We start from the raw sequence: 17,589 nt of genomic DNA on the forward strand, positions 1-17,589 counted from the left end.
GAGTGAGTTTTTCGCGCTTGCGGGTTTGTTTGCGCGAAATCACGGATGATCAGAACGTCGTGTTTCTGCATGGCGACCCGGCCGACAATTCGAAGGTCGTTTTCCTGTCCATCCATGACGGAAAGCCGGAAGACGATCGCGTGCTCCCCAGGAGCGCGGCGATCGATGCCGCCATTCAGTTCATTCAAGAGGTCGGCGCAGGGGTAACCATCCTGGGGATATCGACGACGAGCGAATCCAGGTTACGCGTTACGTCAATCTTGCCGACATCACGACCACTCTGACGGATGAAGAAAAACGCGATTACAAGTTCAAGCAGCTGCCATCGAGAAGCTGGTTTGGCATCGCTTTGTTGTTCGCGGTCATGGGCGGAACGCTGGGCGGAGTGTGGTGGTGGTCGGACGCGTCTGAGAAAGAGGCCCAGGCCCGCATCGCGGAGGCGGAGGCGGCCAAGCCGGATCCTGTCGTTGAGTACCGGGCGCAGTTGAAAAAAGCCTTGGATCAGGAGCCGCTTAATCATGGCGTCCAATATGCAAGGTCGGTTCAGCGATTGATTCAGGTCTTGCCCAGCGAGGCAGGGGGCTGGAAGGTGGATCGCCTTTTGTGCAAAGACCAGGCCTGCATATTGGTATGGAAGCGCGGGGCAGGCGGCACGTTTGAAACCTTGCTGAAAGAGAGGCAGGTCAGCCAGTTTCAGGATATGGATACGGCATCGGAAAGCCTGACGATTCCAGAGTCTCAAGCCAGGCAGGTTGTGCCCATTCCTCAGGATCAGTTTTATTTGAAAGGCGGGGTGCGCATGCAAATCTTGGTCGATGCTGGAAAGCAGATCGAGCAGGGTAAAGAGATGATGAGTGTATCTTTATCCAAACTGCAGCCATTGATAGCGGAGCCTCCTGCTTTGAAAAACAGGAGGGGGGCGATTGAGTTGGTTTCAAAAGGAGATTGGTCGCTGAAGGGGCATTTGGCCTTTATTGACTCGATTGCAGGTTTACTGGAGAGAGCGGGAAATATGTCGTTGACTGAGGTAACCGTTGTGATCAATGAGAAATCGCCAGAGTTTTCAGCTCAAGGGAGATTCTATGTTAAGTAAGTTTTTTGTAGTGCTGTCCTTGGCATCTTCCATTGCATCCGCGGATACCATCGACACTTTCGCAAAAGGAACGCTAACCACGCCAGCCCCTTCCGCGGGGGTAAGCATGCCTGGCGGTCTGCCGGCTATACCTTCCGTTTCTCCCCCGATTCCCATGCAGGGGACTGCTGTTCCGGGCAAGGATGGCGCTTCCCAGGTTTTCGACATCGTTTTCATACAGGGAAGCGGAAATGTAAGAAAAGCATACCTCGTTGTAGATGGGAAGTACGGCAAGATTGTCAGTCGAAACGAGGTTGTTCAGGGGTGGAAGGTAGTCCAAATCGGAGGGATTTTGTCGACATCGGCAAAGGTGGAAAACGAAAGAGACTATTGATGGATGCGGGCGCCGCATCATCTGATCGGCGTTAACTAGGTGGGTATGAGGGTCATCTGACCATGTTTAATAAATGGCTGGCTAAATTTTCAGGCACGGGTACGGCTCCCCCCTCGCATGTCATGCAGAGCGCGCGAGAACGCTCCGCGGGCATCAAGGGTGGTTTGCCAGTCAGGCGAGTTGCTTCTTTGAAGTCGGAGACCATTCGTCACTATGGTTGGAAGCAAGAAAGCGATCTGTCGTTGTCTGGCTATGAAAACAACTCCATGGTGCTGGGGTCTGCAAAAGCCAGGCAGTATATTTTACTGTTGGAAGATATCGCGTATCGCCAATTGAAGGCGACGGACCTTTTGCAACGCTTTGACTCTGGCGTGCATGCGAGGGCTAAACTAAATTGTTTGGGGGTGTTTGTCGGGACGATGGAGGAAATACTCCTGATTCACTCCCAGTTGCAACAGCACAGCACAGAAGCAAGCTCCCGTGACGGAGATCCTAAAACGGGCGGTTACAGAAACTTTGATTTGATTGTTGAGAAGGCGATCGAGCTAAAGGCGTCTGATGTACATTTTGAATTTCGCGATAAAAATCAAGTGGTGGTCAAATTTCGGATACATAGCAAGCTGAGAGAGGCAGATGCTCGGGACAGATTGTCACGGGATTTTAATGCCATGATGGATGCGGTTTCGACAGCATTTAACTCCCGGGCTGACTCCAGCAGCCGAAGTCACGGTCACTTTGATCCGCACAAGCATCAAAGTTGTTCTATTCCCATTTCTGTCAAGGGCAGGGATTATCAGCTCCGATTTCAAAGCATAAAAGAAAATAGAGGGGTGGATGTCATACTGCGGATCCTGCTGAATGAGGCCGTGGAAAGCGATATCATGAGCCTTTCTCAGCTGGGGTATGCCGAGGATCATATAGAAATTTTGGAAGACGGTGTTCACCGCTCTCCGGGTTTGCTGGTTATAGCCGGTGAAACGGGTTCCGGCAAGACAACCAGTTTAAGAACTTTGATGACCTATGAGCGGGATTCGGGCAAGAAATTCTACTCAATAGAAGATCCAGTTGAATATATTCAGCCTCACGTTACCCAAATTCCTATTCAGCGGAAGGCTGAGGATGGAAAGAAAGAGAGTGGCGAAACGCCTTTTGGCGCGGCTGCCAAGGTTGTGTTGCGTGGGGATCCGGACAAAATCATGAGCGGCGAAGTGCGTGACAGAGAGACGGGCGCCTTTGCCAAGTCCATGACGGAGACGGGCCATCAGGTGCTGTCCACTGTTCACGCTTCTAGTTGTTTTGGAATTATTCCACGTTTGTCGGGTGACGAGATAGGCATGCCGTTGCATGCCATGGCTTCTCCCGATTTTTTGGTGGCATTGGTCTATCAGAAGCTGGTGCCAGTGTTGTGTCCGGAATGCTGTCGGCCGGGAATGGAGGTGTTGGATGAGGAGTTGTTGATGACTATCGCCTCCATGGGTTTGGATATAGAGAAAATCAGAGCGGAAGGCGAAGGATGTCCGCATTGTCGCCATCTGGGAACCGTGGGGCAAACGGTTGTCGCCGAGGTGTGCGAAGTGACTGAAGAAATGTTGCCCATGATTCGTGAAGGACGTTTCTGGGAGGCGGAAAGGTATTGGCGCTCCCTGAGCAATGGAAAGCTTTACGATGCCGGCATGTTTGGAAAGACGGCGATGGAGCATGCTATTTACAAGATGTCGCTGGGTTTGCTTGATCCGCGTGATGTGGAGTCGGCGTTCCGCAAATTGAAGAAATATCACCCATTCAATCCGGCCAATTAAACAGAGGTAGAAATGGCTAGCGAAGACGCTTTCAAAAATTTGCTGGGACGATTCGGCTTCCCAAGGAAGAGGTGACGTCGGAGCCGCCATTGCGGGAACTGGATGAAAACCTGGATGAAGATTTTGACTGGCAGCAAGAGGCTCCCGCTCGAGAGGCAAGCGGCGAGGATGGCTTGACGGCTGCCTGGGAGCGCGGGAGGGAGGGGGCACATGCTGAGCCTGGGGAGGCGATGGCAGTTTCATCCATGCCCCCCGGTTATTTCGACCAGGAGTGGGGCGATGCGTTTCCGGCAGCCGACATGCGGGGGCGGAAGGCGGCATGGCGCCTCGCGGCGTTCATTCGAATGGAGGCATCGCTCCTGAACGGATGGCATTGCTGCAAAGGGTGGCGCAGGAGGCGAGGGGCGAGAGCGCAAGCGCTGCCGAGGCTTTTGATATGGGGTATTCCGAGGATATCTCATTTGCCGCTCCAGAGGAGGCGCCGGGCGGAGATGTCGCCGGGGACGTGGCGCGTGAGCATCAGTCGCTGCCGGAATGGGCTCGCGTCGCGATAAAGAGCGGCATGCTGGGGCGGGACTCTGTGCAGATGTCTCAGTGTCTGGACGCGCTAGGGCTGGTGGATGGCGAAAGCCATGCCGCCCACGCCGCTGCGAGCTGGCCGGTTCCGGCCTTGCATCTGGCGTTTTCTGATTTGGCTGCCGTTGCAGTTTCCGCTCGCGGCGAATTGCCGGCTTTTTTGCGCATGGAGGATAGGCTGGGGGGAGATGGCTACTTTTTCATGCGAGGAGAGCATTGGGGGAAGGATCTGCTGATCGTGGCGGACGCTTCGCGCGGAGACGCCTCCGATCAGGTGCGGCGCGCATGCGACCAGGCGGAGGCGGAGCGGCTGACCGTTCAAGTCGTGGCGCTGTCTTCTCATGTCTACGCCTGGGCTCTTCGCCGTTTCTTGTGGCAGGAGATTGTGGAGGCTGGCGAGGTGGCGCATGCGGTGGACATTTGCGATGCCTTCCGGGTTTATGCCGCAACGGCGGGATGGGGGCGGCGGCTGTTGTTGCAAGAATCTGCCTATGGCCTGGAGCCGCTTGCCGTGGCGGATGATGCCGCCGCGCGTGAATTGTTGGGCAGGTTGGGCGCCGTTCATTCGCTCAATGGCGACGCGCTGTGGCTTTGCGAGCCGACGATGAGTCTGGAGCGGAAGGGCAAGGCCGCGCCATTGTCCGCTTTTGGTTTGACGGATCGGGTGGCGATAGACCGTCTATTGGCGGAGTTGACGCGGCCGGGGGCCATTGTGTTCGTATCTGGCAGCATGGCGTGGCGCTTGACGGCATCGTTGTTGGCCGAGGCGTGGCGCGGCGGAGTGCCGGCGGCATATGGCGAGGAGAGTGCCATTGCCGGCGTGGCGACGGTGCTGGCGAATCCGGATGCGGATTGTTTGCGCGGCTTTTCCTCTCCGGTGATCGCGGTGTATCCAAGCCGTCAGGCCAATGCGGAGTCGGCCTTGATGTTCCTGCTGGGGGAGCGACCTGAGTGGGCCAAGGGGCGTGTGCTCATGGGGGTCAATACCCGACGTGTGCCGGCGCTGTGTCCGATTTGCGCAAACCCGGTGGATGCGGAGCAGGCCGCCAGGGAGTTGACCGAAGTGGTCAATGATTTTCGCGGGGCGAGCTTTGAGCGTGTCCGCACGCGGAACACGGAGGCGCCCTGCTGCGGGACGGGTTATGCCGGGGAGGTTTGGTTGAGCGAGGTATGGGATGGCCGGGTGTTTCAAAAGGAGATCGGTTTGGTGACGCTGGGCGATCTGGTTGAGAAGGGTCTGCGGCAAGATCAAAGGATCAGCGCCAAGCTGCTGCAGGCCATTCAGGCCGGAACGGTGGACTATCGGCTGGCGGGGGGCGCGCGATGATGGAGGGTATCAGGCAAATGCTGAGAGGGGGGGCGGCCCGCAAGCAACAATATGCTGGCCTGGCTAGAGCGAAGCGGAAATTCTTGAAGCTGCGCGCCAAATTTTACAGTGATTTGGCCGACTCGATCGAGGATGGCGCCAATCCTTACGAGCTGTTCTCGCAGAAGCATGCGTTGGCGCGGGAGCGTGGCAACAGCATGGCGCCCTTGTTCGCGTTGTGGCGTGACCGCGCGGCTTCCAAGAACTTGAAGTCTGCATGGGAGGGCACGGTGCCGGCCGATGACTTGATGGTGATCGGATCCGGTGAAAGAGGGGACTTGCCGTCGGCGCTCCGCTTCCTGGCCAAAGTGGTGAAAATTCGGGAGCGCAACGCGAAGGCCATCAAGTTGGCGGTGTCGCTGCCCATATTTCTGCTGATGCTGATGACGGGCGTGCAACTGGGGGTGGCGCTGGGGATGATGCCCATCATGGAGCAGATCATGCCGCCGGACAAATTCCCTTTGATCGGACGCATCCTGTACTGGATGTCCCACGTGATCAGGGATTTCTGGTATCTGATATACGGCGTGCCCGCCTGTTTGCTGGTCGCGTATTTCTGGTCTCTGCCGCGCTGGACGGGGCCGATGCGCAACCGCCTGGATCGCAGGCTGCCGTATTCCATCTACCGCGACCTGAAAGCGAGCGAATTTCTGGTATCCCTGGCGGCCATGTCCCAGGCGCATACCGCAACCTTTGACGCGGTATGCCTGCTGGAGCAGGGCGCCACTCCGTGGATGCGCTGGCATCTGGCGAGGATACGCGTGTCGCTCACCGACAATCGCAGCATCCTGAAAGCGATGGATACCGGCTTGTTTTCCGAAGAGATTTTCGACCGGATCGCCGAATATGCCGAGCGCAGCAACTTTGAAGACGGCATTCGTAAGATTGGTCTGGGCACCATCGAGGAAATCGCCGAGATGATTGCCGAGCGATCTTCGATGATCCGGAACATTCTGATCGTTATTGTCGGCGGTTTCATCATGTTGACCGTGGCGGGCATGTTGCTGACCGCGCTGGAATCCAGCAACCAGATTCAGCAAATGACAGGCGGGCCGATTTAGCTTTGCATTTCAAATTCAAAGTTTGTTATAGTATACATTATAGTTAACATTTTAATTTTGATTGGAGGGGGTATGAATCATATGCAAAGCATCCGCAAAACAGGCGTCCGGAGCTCGCTCAAGCGCCAGGCGGGTTTCGACCTGGTGCAAATTTCGGTTGCCGTGGCGATCATCGCTTTCATCATGGCCATCGCGTTTCTGGCGGTGCCGACGGTGATGACCAATATCAAGGTCAACGCCGAAACCGGCGATCTCCAGCAAATGGTGTCCAATGCAGGGCGGGTGGCCGGCACAGGGGCGGATTTGAGCGGGTTGAATGCGGCTGCCGCCATCAATCTGAGGCTGGCGCCGCCGGATCGTGTCTTTGGCGGCAACATCAATAATCGCTTTGGCGGCACGGTTGCATGGGCGCTGTCGAACTTGTTCGGAAGCAATGACGGGATATCTATCACCTCCCGGGGATATGGCCCTGAAGCGTGCTCCAAGCTGATTCCCAATGTGCAAACCATGTTCACGCGAATCACCGTGGGCTCCACCGTGGTGAAGAACTTGGCGGCTGCCACTCCCGTGCCGTTGTCCGCTACTGGCATGGCCAATGCATGCGCCGCCGCCAATTCTCAAGATATTGTCTTTGAGTTCACGCGCTAAGCGAGTCTGGCTCGCGCCGGCATGGCCGGACGCGGGCCGTGTTTGTCTGGGAAGGCGGCCATGAGCCAACAGCAGCAAATCTTCACCGACGTGCAACTGCATGTCCGCGACTGGCAGCAGTCGGTGCTTTTTCCTGGCCAGGTCAAGCCTGGGGAACAATTCAAGGGCTTCCTGACCAAGATGACCGAGGCGGTGCTGATCGAACAGCAGGCGGTGGGCCGGCGCACGGCATTTCCGGTCACCTTGCAGGGCATGCGCTGGCGGGTGCAGCGCATTCAGCAATACCGTTACGCCTGCCGGCTGGTAATGAATCGGGCGCCCAGGCTGGCGGAACTCAAGTTGCTGGACTGCCACGCCAACATGATGCTGTCTGACGAATTGCGAAAGAGCGGCGGACTGGTGCTGTTTTCCGGACTGACCGGCTCGGGCAAGACCACCACGATGAATGCGATGGTGGTGTCCAGGCTGGAGAAGTTCGGCGGTTTCGCGCAAACGGTGGAAGACCCGATTGAAATCGTGATCGAAGGCTGGCATGGCGAGGGTTATTGCACCCAGATCGATGTTGGCGAATCACCCTCCGGCCAGGAGTTCAACTTTGACCGGCGTTATGCGGAATCCATCACCGCGGCCCTGCGCTCTTTCCCCGCGCGGGACCGTTCCATGCTGATGATAGGCGAGGTGAGGGATGGCCACAGCGCGGCGGAATTGCTGCGCATCGCCGTGGATGGGCATCTGGTGTTGTCCACCATCCATTCGCGGGATATATCGTCCGGCCTGCGGCGCTTGGCGGCTTTGGCCCGCTCCGGCGGAGAGTCTCAGGCTGATGAGTTCATCGCGGACGCGTTGCGGATGTCGTTCCATCAGCGGCTGGATAACGGCATTCCCCAAGTGCTGTCGCTGGATTTGCGCGAGCGCAAGGACCTGTCCCAGTTCATCGCCAGAGGCGAATACGCGCGGCTGGACGGCGAGATTGAAAGCCAGCGCCGCAGAAACGTGCAAAGCAGGGGTGTTTGATGCGAAGAAAGCAGGCAGGCGAAATATTGATAGGCGTGGCGATCGCCGTGGTCATGATCGGGATGGTGCTTTCCTATTTTGGCGTGCGGCAGGTCAACGAGTGGCGCGTATCGCGCGGAGAGATTGTGGGCGGCGCGCTGGCGGAGTTGGGCAAGGGCGTGAACAGCTATGTCGTGCAATATCACCCGCAGATCGTTTCCGCGCTGTTCGGCGGTCCTTCGCAAGTGAAGGATGCCGGCGGCCGCGTCATTGTGCAAAATGCGGCGGCGCCCACTGCGGCGGAAATCGCCAGCATAGCAGGCTTGAGCGGCTTCGGCGCCACGCCGCCGATCCCAGGCGGAAACTACGTGATCAGGTTGAGCCGGGGGGGATCCTGCGTGGACCAGGCTACCTGCAACGTCAATGCCCTGACCTATATCGACCGCCCTTTGCTGATGCCTTTCCCGGGCGCGAGCGATAGGGTGGACTACATGGCAACCGGCGCGGCGGTCCAGGCGATTGGCATTAATGGCGGCGCGTCATTTTTGTCTCCCAGCAATGCGAACAGTAACGCCAACCTGACCTTTCATAGCCCCGGAGGCGCGGTGGAGGCCATTCCCAATCCAGTTGCGGGCGCGCCGGGAGGCATCGTCGCGATGAGGGGCGGATATATCCGCGCCGACTTTGACGAATTTCTGCGTCGCGACGGCACCAAACCCATGACGGGCAACCTGAATATGGATGCTCATGACATCTTGAACGCCAAGGACATACTGGGCAGCGGCACCATAACGATGGGAGGAGATGTGAAGGCCGGCGCCTCCGTTTTCGCCAATATGAATGTGTCAGCGGGGCGAGATGTCGCGGCGGGAGGGAAAGTAACGGCCGGACAGAACGTGGAAGCAGGGCAGGATGTTGTTGCGGCGCATGATGTCCGCGCCTCGAATGATGTCAAAGCCGCTCAGAATGTTGTCGCAGGCAACATGGTTCAGGGGAATACGCTGTACCCCAACAAGGTGGTTGCGGAGAACGAGCCTGGATGCAGTCCCGAGGGGGCGATTGCGCGATCAAGCGCTGGCTTGATACTTTCTTGTCAATCCGGTGTGGAACTGTAAACATGCTGAAAGGCCTATACTTGGTTGCAACAGGCTATAGTGGATTAACGTAGCGCTCACGGATCATAATTCAGGCTTTGGGTGGCGCTTGTTGGATTATTCAAAAGAGCCCGTTTATAATGCTGGTTGCAGACTATGCAATAAATGGATGCTCCTGACATCTCATTCTGTCGGACAGGCCACATAGAATATGTAATAGGTATTGCACTAGCTGGGAGCCCTAGTTGTCAATCCGGTCGTTGGGTTTCAATGCAGGGAGTTCTCGCACCAGCCCCGTCCACGTTTGGGTCGGTAGTGACGGGGTACTATGGATGCTGGACTGTTCCTGCGACAGGAAAATGGGCAGTTTCACTGAATGGATGGCATCCAAATGCCACATATATATCCGGCCCATATGCTTCTGGAGTTTACTCTGCAGGGACAAAATTTTGCGCAAATGATTTTGTCCAGCTTTTCGGTTTTTATTGGAAAGTTGCAAATTGACAACTGATCAGTAGACTTGCCATTTCCACTTATCAAGGCGCGATCTGATTTATTCCTGCTCCTGTGTTATATAATATATTCCCCATTCCTGCAGAGATGCAGTATTAAAGTCGCTAGTAGTATTTTTCATGCCGCTAGTTCAATTGCACTCTCTTATTCAGCAGCAGATTGCAAAAAAAAGCCCGTCAGGGCTTTTTTTGTTGCGAAGGTTATTGCATCGGAGTGCAGGCGCGAGTGTATGAACGTCCACCGCCATTCCACCAGACATTAGTACAAGTGGATGTTGCCGAGTATTGACCCAGACATCCATAACTAGCCCACTCTCCTGAGCCTGTATAGCTGTCGAGTGGGCATTGATATATTACTGCCGTCAGTCCACTTTGTTTTTTCCAAGTACCGGATTGACAAACTAATCTGCGACACAAGTGATATTCCAAACATAATCAAAGCCTGGATATGACTTGGAATGAAACCCTCGAGGGCAACTGCTTGCGGGGTCGTGCCCTTGGCACAGTTGAAGTTGTGAACCTCGACCATCTCCCACGATGTGAATCCCACAAAGCATTCCTGATATGGCTTTTGTACCAAAAACCCAACGACCGGATTGACAACTAGGGCTCCCAGCTAGTGCCAATACCTATTACATATTCTATCGTGGCTCTTGCTCCGCACCAGAAGTGTAGATCGTCAGGAGCATCCCATTTATTGCCATAGGTCTGCAACCAAGCATTATAAACGGGGGCTCTTTTGTAATAATCAAAGCATGGGATTTCGAAGGGTCTCGTTGGAGGTTGCCACACGCCGGATTGACAATTATATAATATTAAACTGAAGTATACTGTAAGCTGCGCCGCCGCACTCAAAAGGGTAAGCATCAATTCTATAGGAGGTGTAGGCAGGGACTGGGAATGAGAGGGTTGTCATTTTCCACCACTCATTATTGTTATCGATGTTCGATGCGACAGTTCCGACGCCTTCAACCGAAGCTACCAGTGAATACTTATTCCAACAAGCGCCACCCAAAGCCTGAATTATGATCGCGTGAGCGCTATCGTTAAATCCACTATACGTCCCTGTTGCCGAACCCAAGTTTTTATATGAGCCTTTCACCGCATTGTTTACAGTTTTCCAGCTACCGGATTGACAAGCGTGTTTGTCGCTTTTATTTTCCTTTTAAATCAATGGGATATATTTGATTTTTTGATAGTTTATTTAAAATAAAGTGTTAAGCATGCTGGCTGGCCAGGGGGTCGATCATGATCACTTTTCTTTCATCTATTGCTTCAAGGTATTGATCTGGTTGAGGAATGGGCTTCGCATCCCTCATGGAGGTCAGAATGGTTCTTAGCAGGATGTCTTGCGCCGAGTGTATGGCCTGCTCTTCCGTCGCCGCGCGCGTGACCAGATTGTCAAAGTCCAGCAATCTCAATTCAATATGGTTATTGCGCTCTTCCATGCAGGCGGGGTAGGGGATGAGGTGGTCCAGCACCGCCTGCTTGCCTTTGTGCTTGTTGCCTTCAAGTTTTCGAACCAGTCTTTGCGCTCGGAGATGGGTATAGCGTTTCAGCATGGCCAGCGATTTATGGCCGCTGATCGCAGCTACTTCGAGCAGATCGAGCGTGCCGAGCTCAACCAGGCGGCTGATGGCTTCGTGACGCAGGTCATGAAAATGGAGGTCTTCAATTCCTAGCTTGATCACCATGAAGCGCCAGGTGCTTTTCAAACCATTAGGGCCGTAACTCATGACCCGGCCTTTGGATTTGACCCCCAGCCTGATCAATGCGTCCCTGGCCTTGACTGAGAGAGGGACATCTCGCTTCGAGCCGTTCTTGGTATCCGGCAAATGGGCGATCCGTGTTTTCAGATTGATGTGCTCCCACTCCAGCTTGAGGATCTCTCCTTGTCGCATGGCGGTTTCCAGCGCAAGCACCACGATCGAGTACAGCTCTTGATTGGAATGGTTGTGGCAGTAGCGCAGGATGAGGCGCTCTTCGCGAGCGGTTAGCCGCCTTTCCCTGCCTGGCGGGGTTTTGGGTTTCTTGACATTTTTCACAGGGTTGCCATCGCAGACGCCCCATTCAATTCGCGCGATATCCAGACAGTTGCTGAGCAAGGACATTTCGAGCCGCACGGTGGCCGCCGAGATGGGTTTGTTGGTCTTGGGGTTGATCTGGGCAAGCCGCTGGTCCCGATACGTGGCCACATCCACGGTGCTGATTTCATTCGTCACCAACTGGCCAAGGAATGAGCGGCTGAGCTGGTCGATGCGGTAACGCTCCTGAGCGTATCCTTTTTTCAGGATGGAGACACGCCTGCGGTAGTGATCCAGCGTTTCTTTGAGTTTTTGGGTTTTATCCATCAATTATTCTGTCTTTGTCAGCCTCAAAGCAGCAAGGACCGGTAGCGTGATGCCAGAAGCTTTGAAACGCGAGATGATCTTTTCAGCCTGGAGCGTGGCTGCCGGATGGGCGAAGCCCTTCCTGGACTTTGCTGAATTCCATGGGGGCTTGGATTGAGCATGCGCGCGCAGCGGGGCGCCTATTCTGTGTTGGCGGCAAGATTTTCTTACGGCGCCAACTGGCGCATTTCATTCTTGGGAAATTGGCTGTGAAGAATATCACAGTTAGGATGTACGGTCTTGGCGGGAGCGCCGCGTTGAGCCTGGGGCTTGAGCATAGGGGAGGGCGCCTGCTGGCGATGGTTCCAGAGGCGCCTCTCCCGCTGGCGGCGGTCAGGATTGAGATGCGGGGGTCTTGGCGCGCAGTCTCCCGCTGGCGTGTTTCTCATCATGGCCCAGGAACGTGGCGACCACGAGGCCGTTATGATTGATCAGCCGCAGAATGCCTCGAATGTTGACATCCACGCTTCCATCTTGCTGTCGGATCTTGTGAAACCATGATGTGCATATGTCCTCGTGTCCAGACAGCACAACGCCAGCATTGTCTTCTAAGTGCCATGCCATTTTCGTTGCATTTGTAAGTTTTTATTAAATATAGGGCAATGGTACTCAGATTTTAAATGCATATACATTCGTATATTTACTTAATTTCCTTTTTTGCATATTTTGTTTTAGTTGTAATTCCCATGTTTGCGCCCTCTCGGGGCCTGGGGAGTGACGCCGGTCAGCATTTTGAAATGTCTCAGGGGTAGTTATTTGCCCTGGCTGCTCTGGGGGAGGGGGGAGTGTCGCTTTCGCTGGGCAGAAGCAAGGTGAGGTTCTCTGCCGGGATGGCGGGCGAAAACAGAAATCCTTGCCAGTGGTCGGCACCCATATCCTGGACAGCTTTCAACTGTTCCGCCGTTTCCACGCCTTCGCAAATGCTTTCCATGCCCAGGTCCCGGATCATGCGTATCAAATTGCGCATGATGATGTGGTCACGCTCTATGCGGAGCATTCGCTGGGTAAAGCTGCGGTCGATCTTGATCGTGGTGGCGGGGATGTGCCTTAGGTGTTCCAGAACGGAAAAACCGGTTCCAAAGTCGTCTATGGCGACTCGGACGCCTAGGTTTCGGAGCTGCCGAGCGATGTCCGTCATGGTCGGCAAGTCCTGGAACAAGAAAGATTCAGTGATCTCCAGCTCGATTCGCCAGGGATCTAGGCCCGCCTCGCGGATGAGGGAGTCAATCCGTTTGGGAAGCTCAGGTGTGATTTGTCGAACGGACAGGTTGATGGCGGTTCGGAAATGAGGCGGCAGGCTGCCGCGCTCCCAGGCGCTGGTAGTCTGGATGGCGGTTTGCAGGCACCAATCGCCTAACGCCATGATGAAACCGTTTTCTTCCGCTTGCGGGATGAAGTGGGAGGGGTTGGTCAGCTTGGATGAGGATGGCGATTGCTTCCATCGCGTCAGCGCTTCCGCGCCGGTGAGTTGCAGGCTGGAGCAGCTGAGTTGTGGTTGGTAGTGAAGTCTGAACTCGTTATTGCGCAAGGCCGCATCAAGGGTGTCTCTTGTCGGTGTTGAGCGCACTAGTTCACTGGGTATCATGTCGCCCTCGATGGGAAGTGACTGCATTTGATAAAGATTTGATATCATACATACTATAGTAAATAATATCAAAAATTGATAAGGCGAATGAAGATGTGCAGGCATTGTGTTGCCGTGCGTCTGGGCGGTGCGTCATCCAGTGTGCTGCCGTGGCGTGCTCGCGGCGCGCTAGGCTGGCGCAGATTGGTGTGGTTGCGGGAGTGAGCAGGGTACTTTTGCATTTACTTTAAAAAATGTTTGATATAGAATGTGTTTTAATAAACTAAATATCATTTTGGTGCTGAAATGTCTCGTTTTGCCATCTTGCTTCCGATATTGGCCGTAGCGGCTCCCATGACGTTTGGCCAAGTCTCCGGTTCGCAAGCCGAGTCCATCATGACTGGCGCCATCGAACGGGCGGCCAGGGATGGACTGACGCGTTTTCATCCCTCCGGAGCTTTCAATGCATTCTTGGCCAAGAATGGAGCCAATGGTTTGATGGGGCAAATCCGCAGCAGGCCAAGCAAGGCGGTCATGGTGATGGCTGGCTTGATGTATGAGGCGGGTTGCAAGCAAATGGCGGGAGATTATTTTCGCTACAACTATCAGAACACGCCGTTGGATCAAGCGGAGGACAAGGCTACGCGTGCCAAGTTCGAAAAGTTGGCCGGCGCTGGCTCGGAGTGGTGCGTGGTGTTGCCGGACGATGGAGATGCTTCGAAGAGGCCTTGTGGCAAACCTCCCAGGCAGGCGAAGCGGCAACAGGCGGTTTGGAGCCGGTTGGCTATGCAGGCGGAAGAGGCGAGGTCAAACGGAACGCCTTTTTGTCGACGATAAAGTTCAATCGGTTCGACTATGTGGCGGCGGTGACGTCTCCGGGGCTGGATCTCTACGATCCTGCGCTGCAGCGTCCGGATAATGCCGCATGCGGCGTCATGGCGGACCGCATGAGCGAAGCGCTATTCGCCGGTTTGAAGCATGACAAGACCGACGAGGCCTATTATGCGCGGCATCGCGCCGCGATTGACGCCGTCCGCTCAGTCTGGCGCAAGATGGATGAACTCGAGAAATGAAGACGTTTCTATCGTGCTTTGCGCTGACGCTGGTTGCGCTTTCGATTGGCGGCCTTGGCGTTGTCGGCATGTCGCTGCCGGCGGGAGCCGCTGCGGATGCGGGCGGCAACGGAGGGGGCGGAAAATCGGGCTTCTGCTTCGCCAAGCCATTTACGATTCCCATGCGCATCAGCAGCCATGCCACCCCGCTGAGAGAACAGCCACGACAGGGCAATACAGGCCCCACTATGGCGACGACATAGCCATGCCAAGCAATACGCCGATTTATGCGCCTGCCGACGGCGTGATTCAGACGGTGGCTCGGAATCGGCCAGGGCGGCAATTACTCAATATCCAGCATCCCAGCGGTTATTTGACGCGTTATCTGCACTTGAACTCCATTTCGGTCAGAAATGGACAGAGAGTGAAAACCGGCGAGTTGCTGGGTTATTCCGGCATGACGGGTGGCGTCAGCACAGGGCCCCATTTGCACTGGGAGGCGCATATTCCTGTCTACAAGAAGCCCTTTCCGCCGGTTGGACCCACTTATATGTTTGTCAAGGCGCTCCCCCGGCTCAGCCGCAGGAAGAAGCCAAGGAAACGGGCGACCCGGCTGAAACGGTGAAGTGGCCGCAAGATTCGGATGGGCCGGATCCGGCTTGGGAGGCGTGTCCCATTCAGCCGCCAGCCATGCAGCCTCAGGAGTGGCGTTTGGACGACCCTGAGCGAAAGGGCAAGCCTTACTGATGAAAGGTTTAATTAAATGAATATTTTACGAAACTTAAATAAATCATCACTCAGGAAAAAGGCAGTCGTGATTGCGCTTGGCGGCGTCTTGATCATGACGCCGGTTGCGGCATATGCCGACTGGGGCGACATTTTGGGAAAAATCCTGAACGCGTGACGCAGATTCTCCAGCAAGAGTACGCGCAGCTGAAAGCGCAGATCGAGCAGGCGGTCTTGACGCGGGAAGAGGGAAAAAGAATCGGGACAAAATCGGGCAGGAGGAGGAGAAAAACCGCAAGCAGCAATGCGATTTTTGGTGCGGCAAGCAGCTGCCCAATCCGGGAACGGTGCCCAATGACGCTCAAAAGACCGGCTCTCCTGGCGCCGCGGTAGCCGCGCGCAGGGAGTCCACGGCGAAGCTGCAGGCCATTACGGGCAGCATGGCGGACAATCTGGATCACTCCACGGCTATTCAGGGCTACTACGGCGCGGTTACCGGCTGGTATCAGGCCGCGAGCCCGGACGAACGCCGGCAGGCCATGCAGCCGCCCTCGTTCGAGCCTGGCTACATTCCGACGCCTCAAGAAAACCAGATGGCGGATTACAACGCGAATTGACCATCGGCCTGGAACCCAGCATTCCCGCATCACAGGATCAGATCAACAGAACCCGGCTGCCCCAAGATATGAGGCGCGCCGGCTTGGGTATAACTCTGCCCAATTGGCGGCATACAACAGTTATCGTCAATACGACATGTCGGCGGAAGAGGTGAAGGCCGTCAATGATGTGCTGTTGTCGATGTCCCAGGAAACCATCGAGGGGATGAATCCGGAACGGCGATGAAAGCCCAAGTGCAGTTGCTGGCCATTCAATCCGGGCTGCTGCTGAGTCAATATCAGTCGTCATTGCGTCAAGAGCGGCTGCTGGCCGTCATGGCATCCAACAATGCCAAGATGGCGATGAAGGAACGTTTGCGCAAGCTGCTCAGGGGCAGTCGGTGCAAGGTTATGCGAAGTGAGGACGCAGGAATGAGAGCCGCCATTCGAAATGGCTGCAAAGGGCAGGCGGCGCGGTGTTGGCGTCCTGCTCGGGTTTCAAATGCTGCCGGGACTTGCGCCCTTTATTGCGGTTGCCGGCGGAAAGTCGGGCGGCGGGGGCTCGGTCGGTCAGATCTGGCGCAGCGGCTGGATGCGCTGGCTGAAAGCCAGGTTTGGGCGATTACGCCAAGCTGCAGCAGGAAATACCTGCCCAGCAAATCGAAAAGATGCCAGGGATCCGAGCAGTTGAAGAACTCCCCGAGGCGGCGATTTCAGAATGCGGTGGAGACTTTCGTGGGCGAAGGCGCCAATTTCCGAGGCGGCCAGCTGGGGTATACGGTCAGCCGCAAGCAATTGCGAATGAATTGATACGCAAGGCCAAGGCGGGAGTGATACAGGATTTGGCGCGAAGTATTCTGCCGAAAGCTGGAAAAGCTCTCCATGAACGAATCTTGCAAGAATGGGAAAGTCTTTTCCGGGTGGCATCGCAAGTTGGCGGAATGTTGTCTATACGTCGAATAATCCAGTCATTCAGTATCTGAATAAAGTCAACAAAGATGAATTTATCCAGTCCGTGACGAGCTCGGTGAGGATTATGTAAAGCAGCAGGTGGAAGATTATTTCAAAGAGTGGATACGAAACCTGATCCGGGAAAACATAACGACAAAAATCTCATCGGAGACGGTAAAAAATATTCCTTATATCGGTCCTTATTGAGCTGGTACATGACTCAGCGGCAAATGGATGAATCAACTCATCAGAATGGCAGAAAAAAGAAGAAGGCAAGCTGATCGTAAAAAAATAGAATATGAAAACAAAATGAAGCGGCAAGAGGCGACATATCTGGGGCAAGCAGCCGCGCAGGCTATCCGCGGAGATCGATTCTTCATATATGGAACATCGGGAGGAATGAATGCGAACCAGCGGGTGATTGAGCAGTTCGCGAATCAGGATCGCGGTTCTTTGGCTGAATGGCTGTTTTATGGCGAATCAACCTGTTTCTTTCTATGGTTGGTTGGCCGCTTATCCCCTGAGCGCAGGAAGGAGATCATGACGCCTTATGAAATTGGCCCGAATCTGGATGCGGAGGGGAGCCGGTTAAATCGTCGGAGGCGGATAAGGAGAATGTCAGACGAAAGCATGGCTGACTCTTGCATCGAGCCTTGCCTCCCTTTGCGGCACGGACTGGCGCGGCGGCTTTCAGGAGGAGTTGGCGATTCGGGCCCAGTACGCTTCGGTGTTGACGCAGAGTTATGACGGATATGTGAAGGGGTGGATGGCGCAGGACCGCATGAATCAATTGAT

At 55.1% G+C, this 17,589-nt stretch carries 18 protein-coding genes; 16 read left to right on the forward strand and 2 right to left on the reverse strand.

Going from position 1 to position 17,589, the window contains the following annotated elements:
- The first annotated feature begins 29 nt into the window (after positions 1-29).
- From DK842_RS22750 to DK842_RS22790, 9 genes are all read left to right on the forward strand, one after another.
- On the forward strand, positions 30-284 hold the full coding sequence (locus DK842_RS22750; protein WP_145964145.1) for a hypothetical protein: 255 nt from the start codon (positions 30-32) through the stop codon (positions 282-284).
- Positions 285-364: 80 nt separating this feature from the next.
- The gene (locus tag DK842_RS22755) at positions 365-1,093 is read left to right on the forward strand and encodes a hypothetical protein (protein WP_168194985.1); all 729 of its coding nucleotides are present in this window, start codon (positions 365-367) and stop codon (positions 1,091-1,093) included.
- The gene (locus DK842_RS23240) at positions 1,083-1,466 is read left to right on the forward strand and encodes a hypothetical protein (RefSeq protein ID WP_145964142.1); all 384 of its coding nucleotides are present in this window, start codon (positions 1,083-1,085) and stop codon (positions 1,464-1,466) included. Before DK842_RS22755 ends, DK842_RS23240 begins: the two co-directional genes overlap by 11 nt.
- 62 nt (positions 1,467-1,528) lie before the next feature.
- Positions 1,529-3,265 carry a GspE/PulE family protein gene (locus tag DK842_RS22760; RefSeq protein ID WP_114059529.1) on the forward strand — a complete coding sequence of 579 codons (1,737 nt, stop codon included), beginning with the start codon at positions 1,529-1,531 and terminating at the stop codon, positions 3,263-3,265.
- Between the two features lie 367 nt (positions 3,266-3,632).
- Positions 3,633-5,168 carry a hypothetical protein gene (locus DK842_RS22770; RefSeq protein ID WP_114063860.1) on the forward strand — a complete coding sequence of 512 codons (1,536 nt, stop codon included), beginning with the start codon at positions 3,633-3,635 and terminating at the stop codon, positions 5,166-5,168.
- Positions 5,169-5,251: 83 nt separating this feature from the next.
- Positions 5,252-6,268, forward strand: coding sequence for a type II secretion system F family protein (locus DK842_RS22775; RefSeq protein WP_168194782.1), 1,017 nt, complete (start codon positions 5,252-5,254; stop codon positions 6,266-6,268).
- A 72-nt stretch (positions 6,269-6,340) separates the two neighbouring features.
- Positions 6,341-6,916 carry a type 4 pilus major pilin gene (locus DK842_RS22780; protein WP_114059526.1) on the forward strand — a complete coding sequence of 192 codons (576 nt, stop codon included), beginning with the start codon at positions 6,341-6,343 and terminating at the stop codon, positions 6,914-6,916.
- Between the two features lie 60 nt (positions 6,917-6,976).
- Positions 6,977-7,930 (forward strand): ATPase, T2SS/T4P/T4SS family, encoded by a 954-nt coding sequence (locus tag DK842_RS22785; RefSeq protein WP_168194781.1) that lies wholly within the window; start codon positions 6,977-6,979, stop codon positions 7,928-7,930.
- Positions 7,930-9,024, forward strand: a complete 1,095-nt coding sequence (locus DK842_RS22790; RefSeq protein WP_114063861.1) for a hypothetical protein — start codon at positions 7,930-7,932, stop codon at positions 9,022-9,024. Before DK842_RS22785 ends, DK842_RS22790 begins: the two co-directional genes overlap by 1 nt.
- Before the next feature lie 1,708 nt (positions 9,025-10,732).
- On the opposite strand, the gene DK842_RS22795 is transcribed toward DK842_RS22790, so the two are convergent.
- Positions 10,733-11,866 carry a site-specific integrase gene (locus DK842_RS22795; protein WP_114063532.1) on the reverse strand — a complete coding sequence of 378 codons (1,134 nt, stop codon included), beginning with the start codon at positions 11,864-11,866 and terminating at the stop codon, positions 10,733-10,735.
- A 781-nt stretch (positions 11,867-12,647) separates the two neighbouring features.
- On the reverse strand, positions 12,648-13,490 hold the full coding sequence (locus DK842_RS22800; RefSeq protein WP_168194986.1) for an EAL domain-containing protein: 843 nt from the start codon (positions 13,488-13,490) through the stop codon (positions 12,648-12,650).
- Between the two features lie 707 nt (positions 13,491-14,197).
- Here DK842_RS22800 and DK842_RS23245 point away from each other — a divergent pair.
- The 7 genes from DK842_RS23245 to DK842_RS23250 all read left to right on the forward strand — a co-directional run bounded on the left by DK842_RS23245 (position 14,198) and on the right by DK842_RS23250 (position 17,541).
- Positions 14,198-14,542, forward strand: coding sequence for a hypothetical protein (locus DK842_RS23245; RefSeq protein ID WP_145964143.1), 345 nt, complete (start codon positions 14,198-14,200; stop codon positions 14,540-14,542).
- Positions 14,539-14,784 (forward strand): hypothetical protein, encoded by a 246-nt coding sequence (locus DK842_RS23505; RefSeq protein ID WP_168194987.1) that lies wholly within the window; start codon positions 14,539-14,541, stop codon positions 14,782-14,784. The genes DK842_RS23245 and DK842_RS23505 overlap by 4 nt, the downstream gene beginning before the upstream one ends.
- Before the next feature lie 2 nt (positions 14,785-14,786).
- Complete coding sequence (locus tag DK842_RS23510) at positions 14,787-15,146, forward strand: M23 family metallopeptidase (RefSeq protein WP_168194988.1); 360 nt, start codon at positions 14,787-14,789, stop codon at positions 15,144-15,146.
- A gap of 138 nt (positions 15,147-15,284) precedes the next feature.
- Positions 15,285-15,425, forward strand: a complete 141-nt coding sequence (locus DK842_RS23515) for a hypothetical protein (RefSeq protein WP_168194989.1) — start codon at positions 15,285-15,287, stop codon at positions 15,423-15,425.
- A gap of 262 nt (positions 15,426-15,687) precedes the next feature.
- Positions 15,688-15,864, forward strand: a complete 177-nt coding sequence (locus tag DK842_RS23520) for a hypothetical protein (RefSeq protein ID WP_168194990.1) — start codon at positions 15,688-15,690, stop codon at positions 15,862-15,864.
- Positions 15,865-16,086: 222 nt separating this feature from the next.
- Positions 16,087-16,653, forward strand: coding sequence for a hypothetical protein (locus tag DK842_RS22820; RefSeq protein ID WP_114063866.1), 567 nt, complete (start codon positions 16,087-16,089; stop codon positions 16,651-16,653).
- 375 nt (positions 16,654-17,028) lie between these two features.
- On the forward strand, positions 17,029-17,541 hold the full coding sequence (locus DK842_RS23250) for a hypothetical protein (protein ID WP_145964144.1): 513 nt from the start codon (positions 17,029-17,031) through the stop codon (positions 17,539-17,541).
- The last annotated feature ends 48 nt before the right edge of the window (positions 17,542-17,589 follow it).

Source organism: Chromobacterium phragmitis (assembly GCF_003325475.1).
GTDB lineage: Bacteria > Pseudomonadota > Gammaproteobacteria > Burkholderiales > Chromobacteriaceae > Chromobacterium > Chromobacterium phragmitis.

Coding starts and splice junctions, on each gene's coding strand:
- DK842_RS23505 (WP_168194987.1), top strand. CDS start 14,539: ATGAAGACGTTTCTATCGTGCTTTGCGCTGACGCTGGTTGCGCTTTCG.
- DK842_RS22780 (WP_114059526.1), top strand. CDS start 6,341: ATGAATCATATGCAAAGCATCCGCAAAACAGGCGTCCGGAGCTCGCTC.
- DK842_RS23240 (WP_145964142.1), top strand. CDS start 1,083: ATGTTAAGTAAGTTTTTTGTAGTGCTGTCCTTGGCATCTTCCATTGCA.
- DK842_RS22820 (WP_114063866.1), top strand. CDS start 16,087: ATGAAAGCCCAAGTGCAGTTGCTGGCCATTCAATCCGGGCTGCTGCTG.
- DK842_RS22760 (WP_114059529.1), top strand. CDS start 1,529: ATGTTTAATAAATGGCTGGCTAAATTTTCAGGCACGGGTACGGCTCCC.
- DK842_RS23250 (WP_145964144.1), top strand. CDS start 17,029: ATGAATCAACTCATCAGAATGGCAGAAAAAAGAAGAAGGCAAGCTGAT.
- DK842_RS22755 (WP_168194985.1), top strand. CDS start 365: ATGGGCGGAACGCTGGGCGGAGTGTGGTGGTGGTCGGACGCGTCTGAG.
- DK842_RS23510 (WP_168194988.1), top strand. CDS start 14,787: ATGCCAAGCAATACGCCGATTTATGCGCCTGCCGACGGCGTGATTCAG.
- DK842_RS22770 (WP_114063860.1), top strand. CDS start 3,633: ATGGCATTGCTGCAAAGGGTGGCGCAGGAGGCGAGGGGCGAGAGCGCA.
- DK842_RS22800 (WP_168194986.1), bottom strand. CDS start 13,490: ATGATACCCAGTGAACTAGTGCGCTCAACACCGACAAGAGACACCCTT.
- DK842_RS23515 (WP_168194989.1), top strand. CDS start 15,285: ATGAATATTTTACGAAACTTAAATAAATCATCACTCAGGAAAAAGGCA.
- DK842_RS22790 (WP_114063861.1), top strand. CDS start 7,930: ATGCGAAGAAAGCAGGCAGGCGAAATATTGATAGGCGTGGCGATCGCC.
- DK842_RS22785 (WP_168194781.1), top strand. CDS start 6,977: ATGAGCCAACAGCAGCAAATCTTCACCGACGTGCAACTGCATGTCCGC.
- DK842_RS22795 (WP_114063532.1), bottom strand. CDS start 11,866: ATGGATAAAACCCAAAAACTCAAAGAAACGCTGGATCACTACCGCAGG.
- DK842_RS23520 (WP_168194990.1), top strand. CDS start 15,688: ATGGCGGACAATCTGGATCACTCCACGGCTATTCAGGGCTACTACGGC.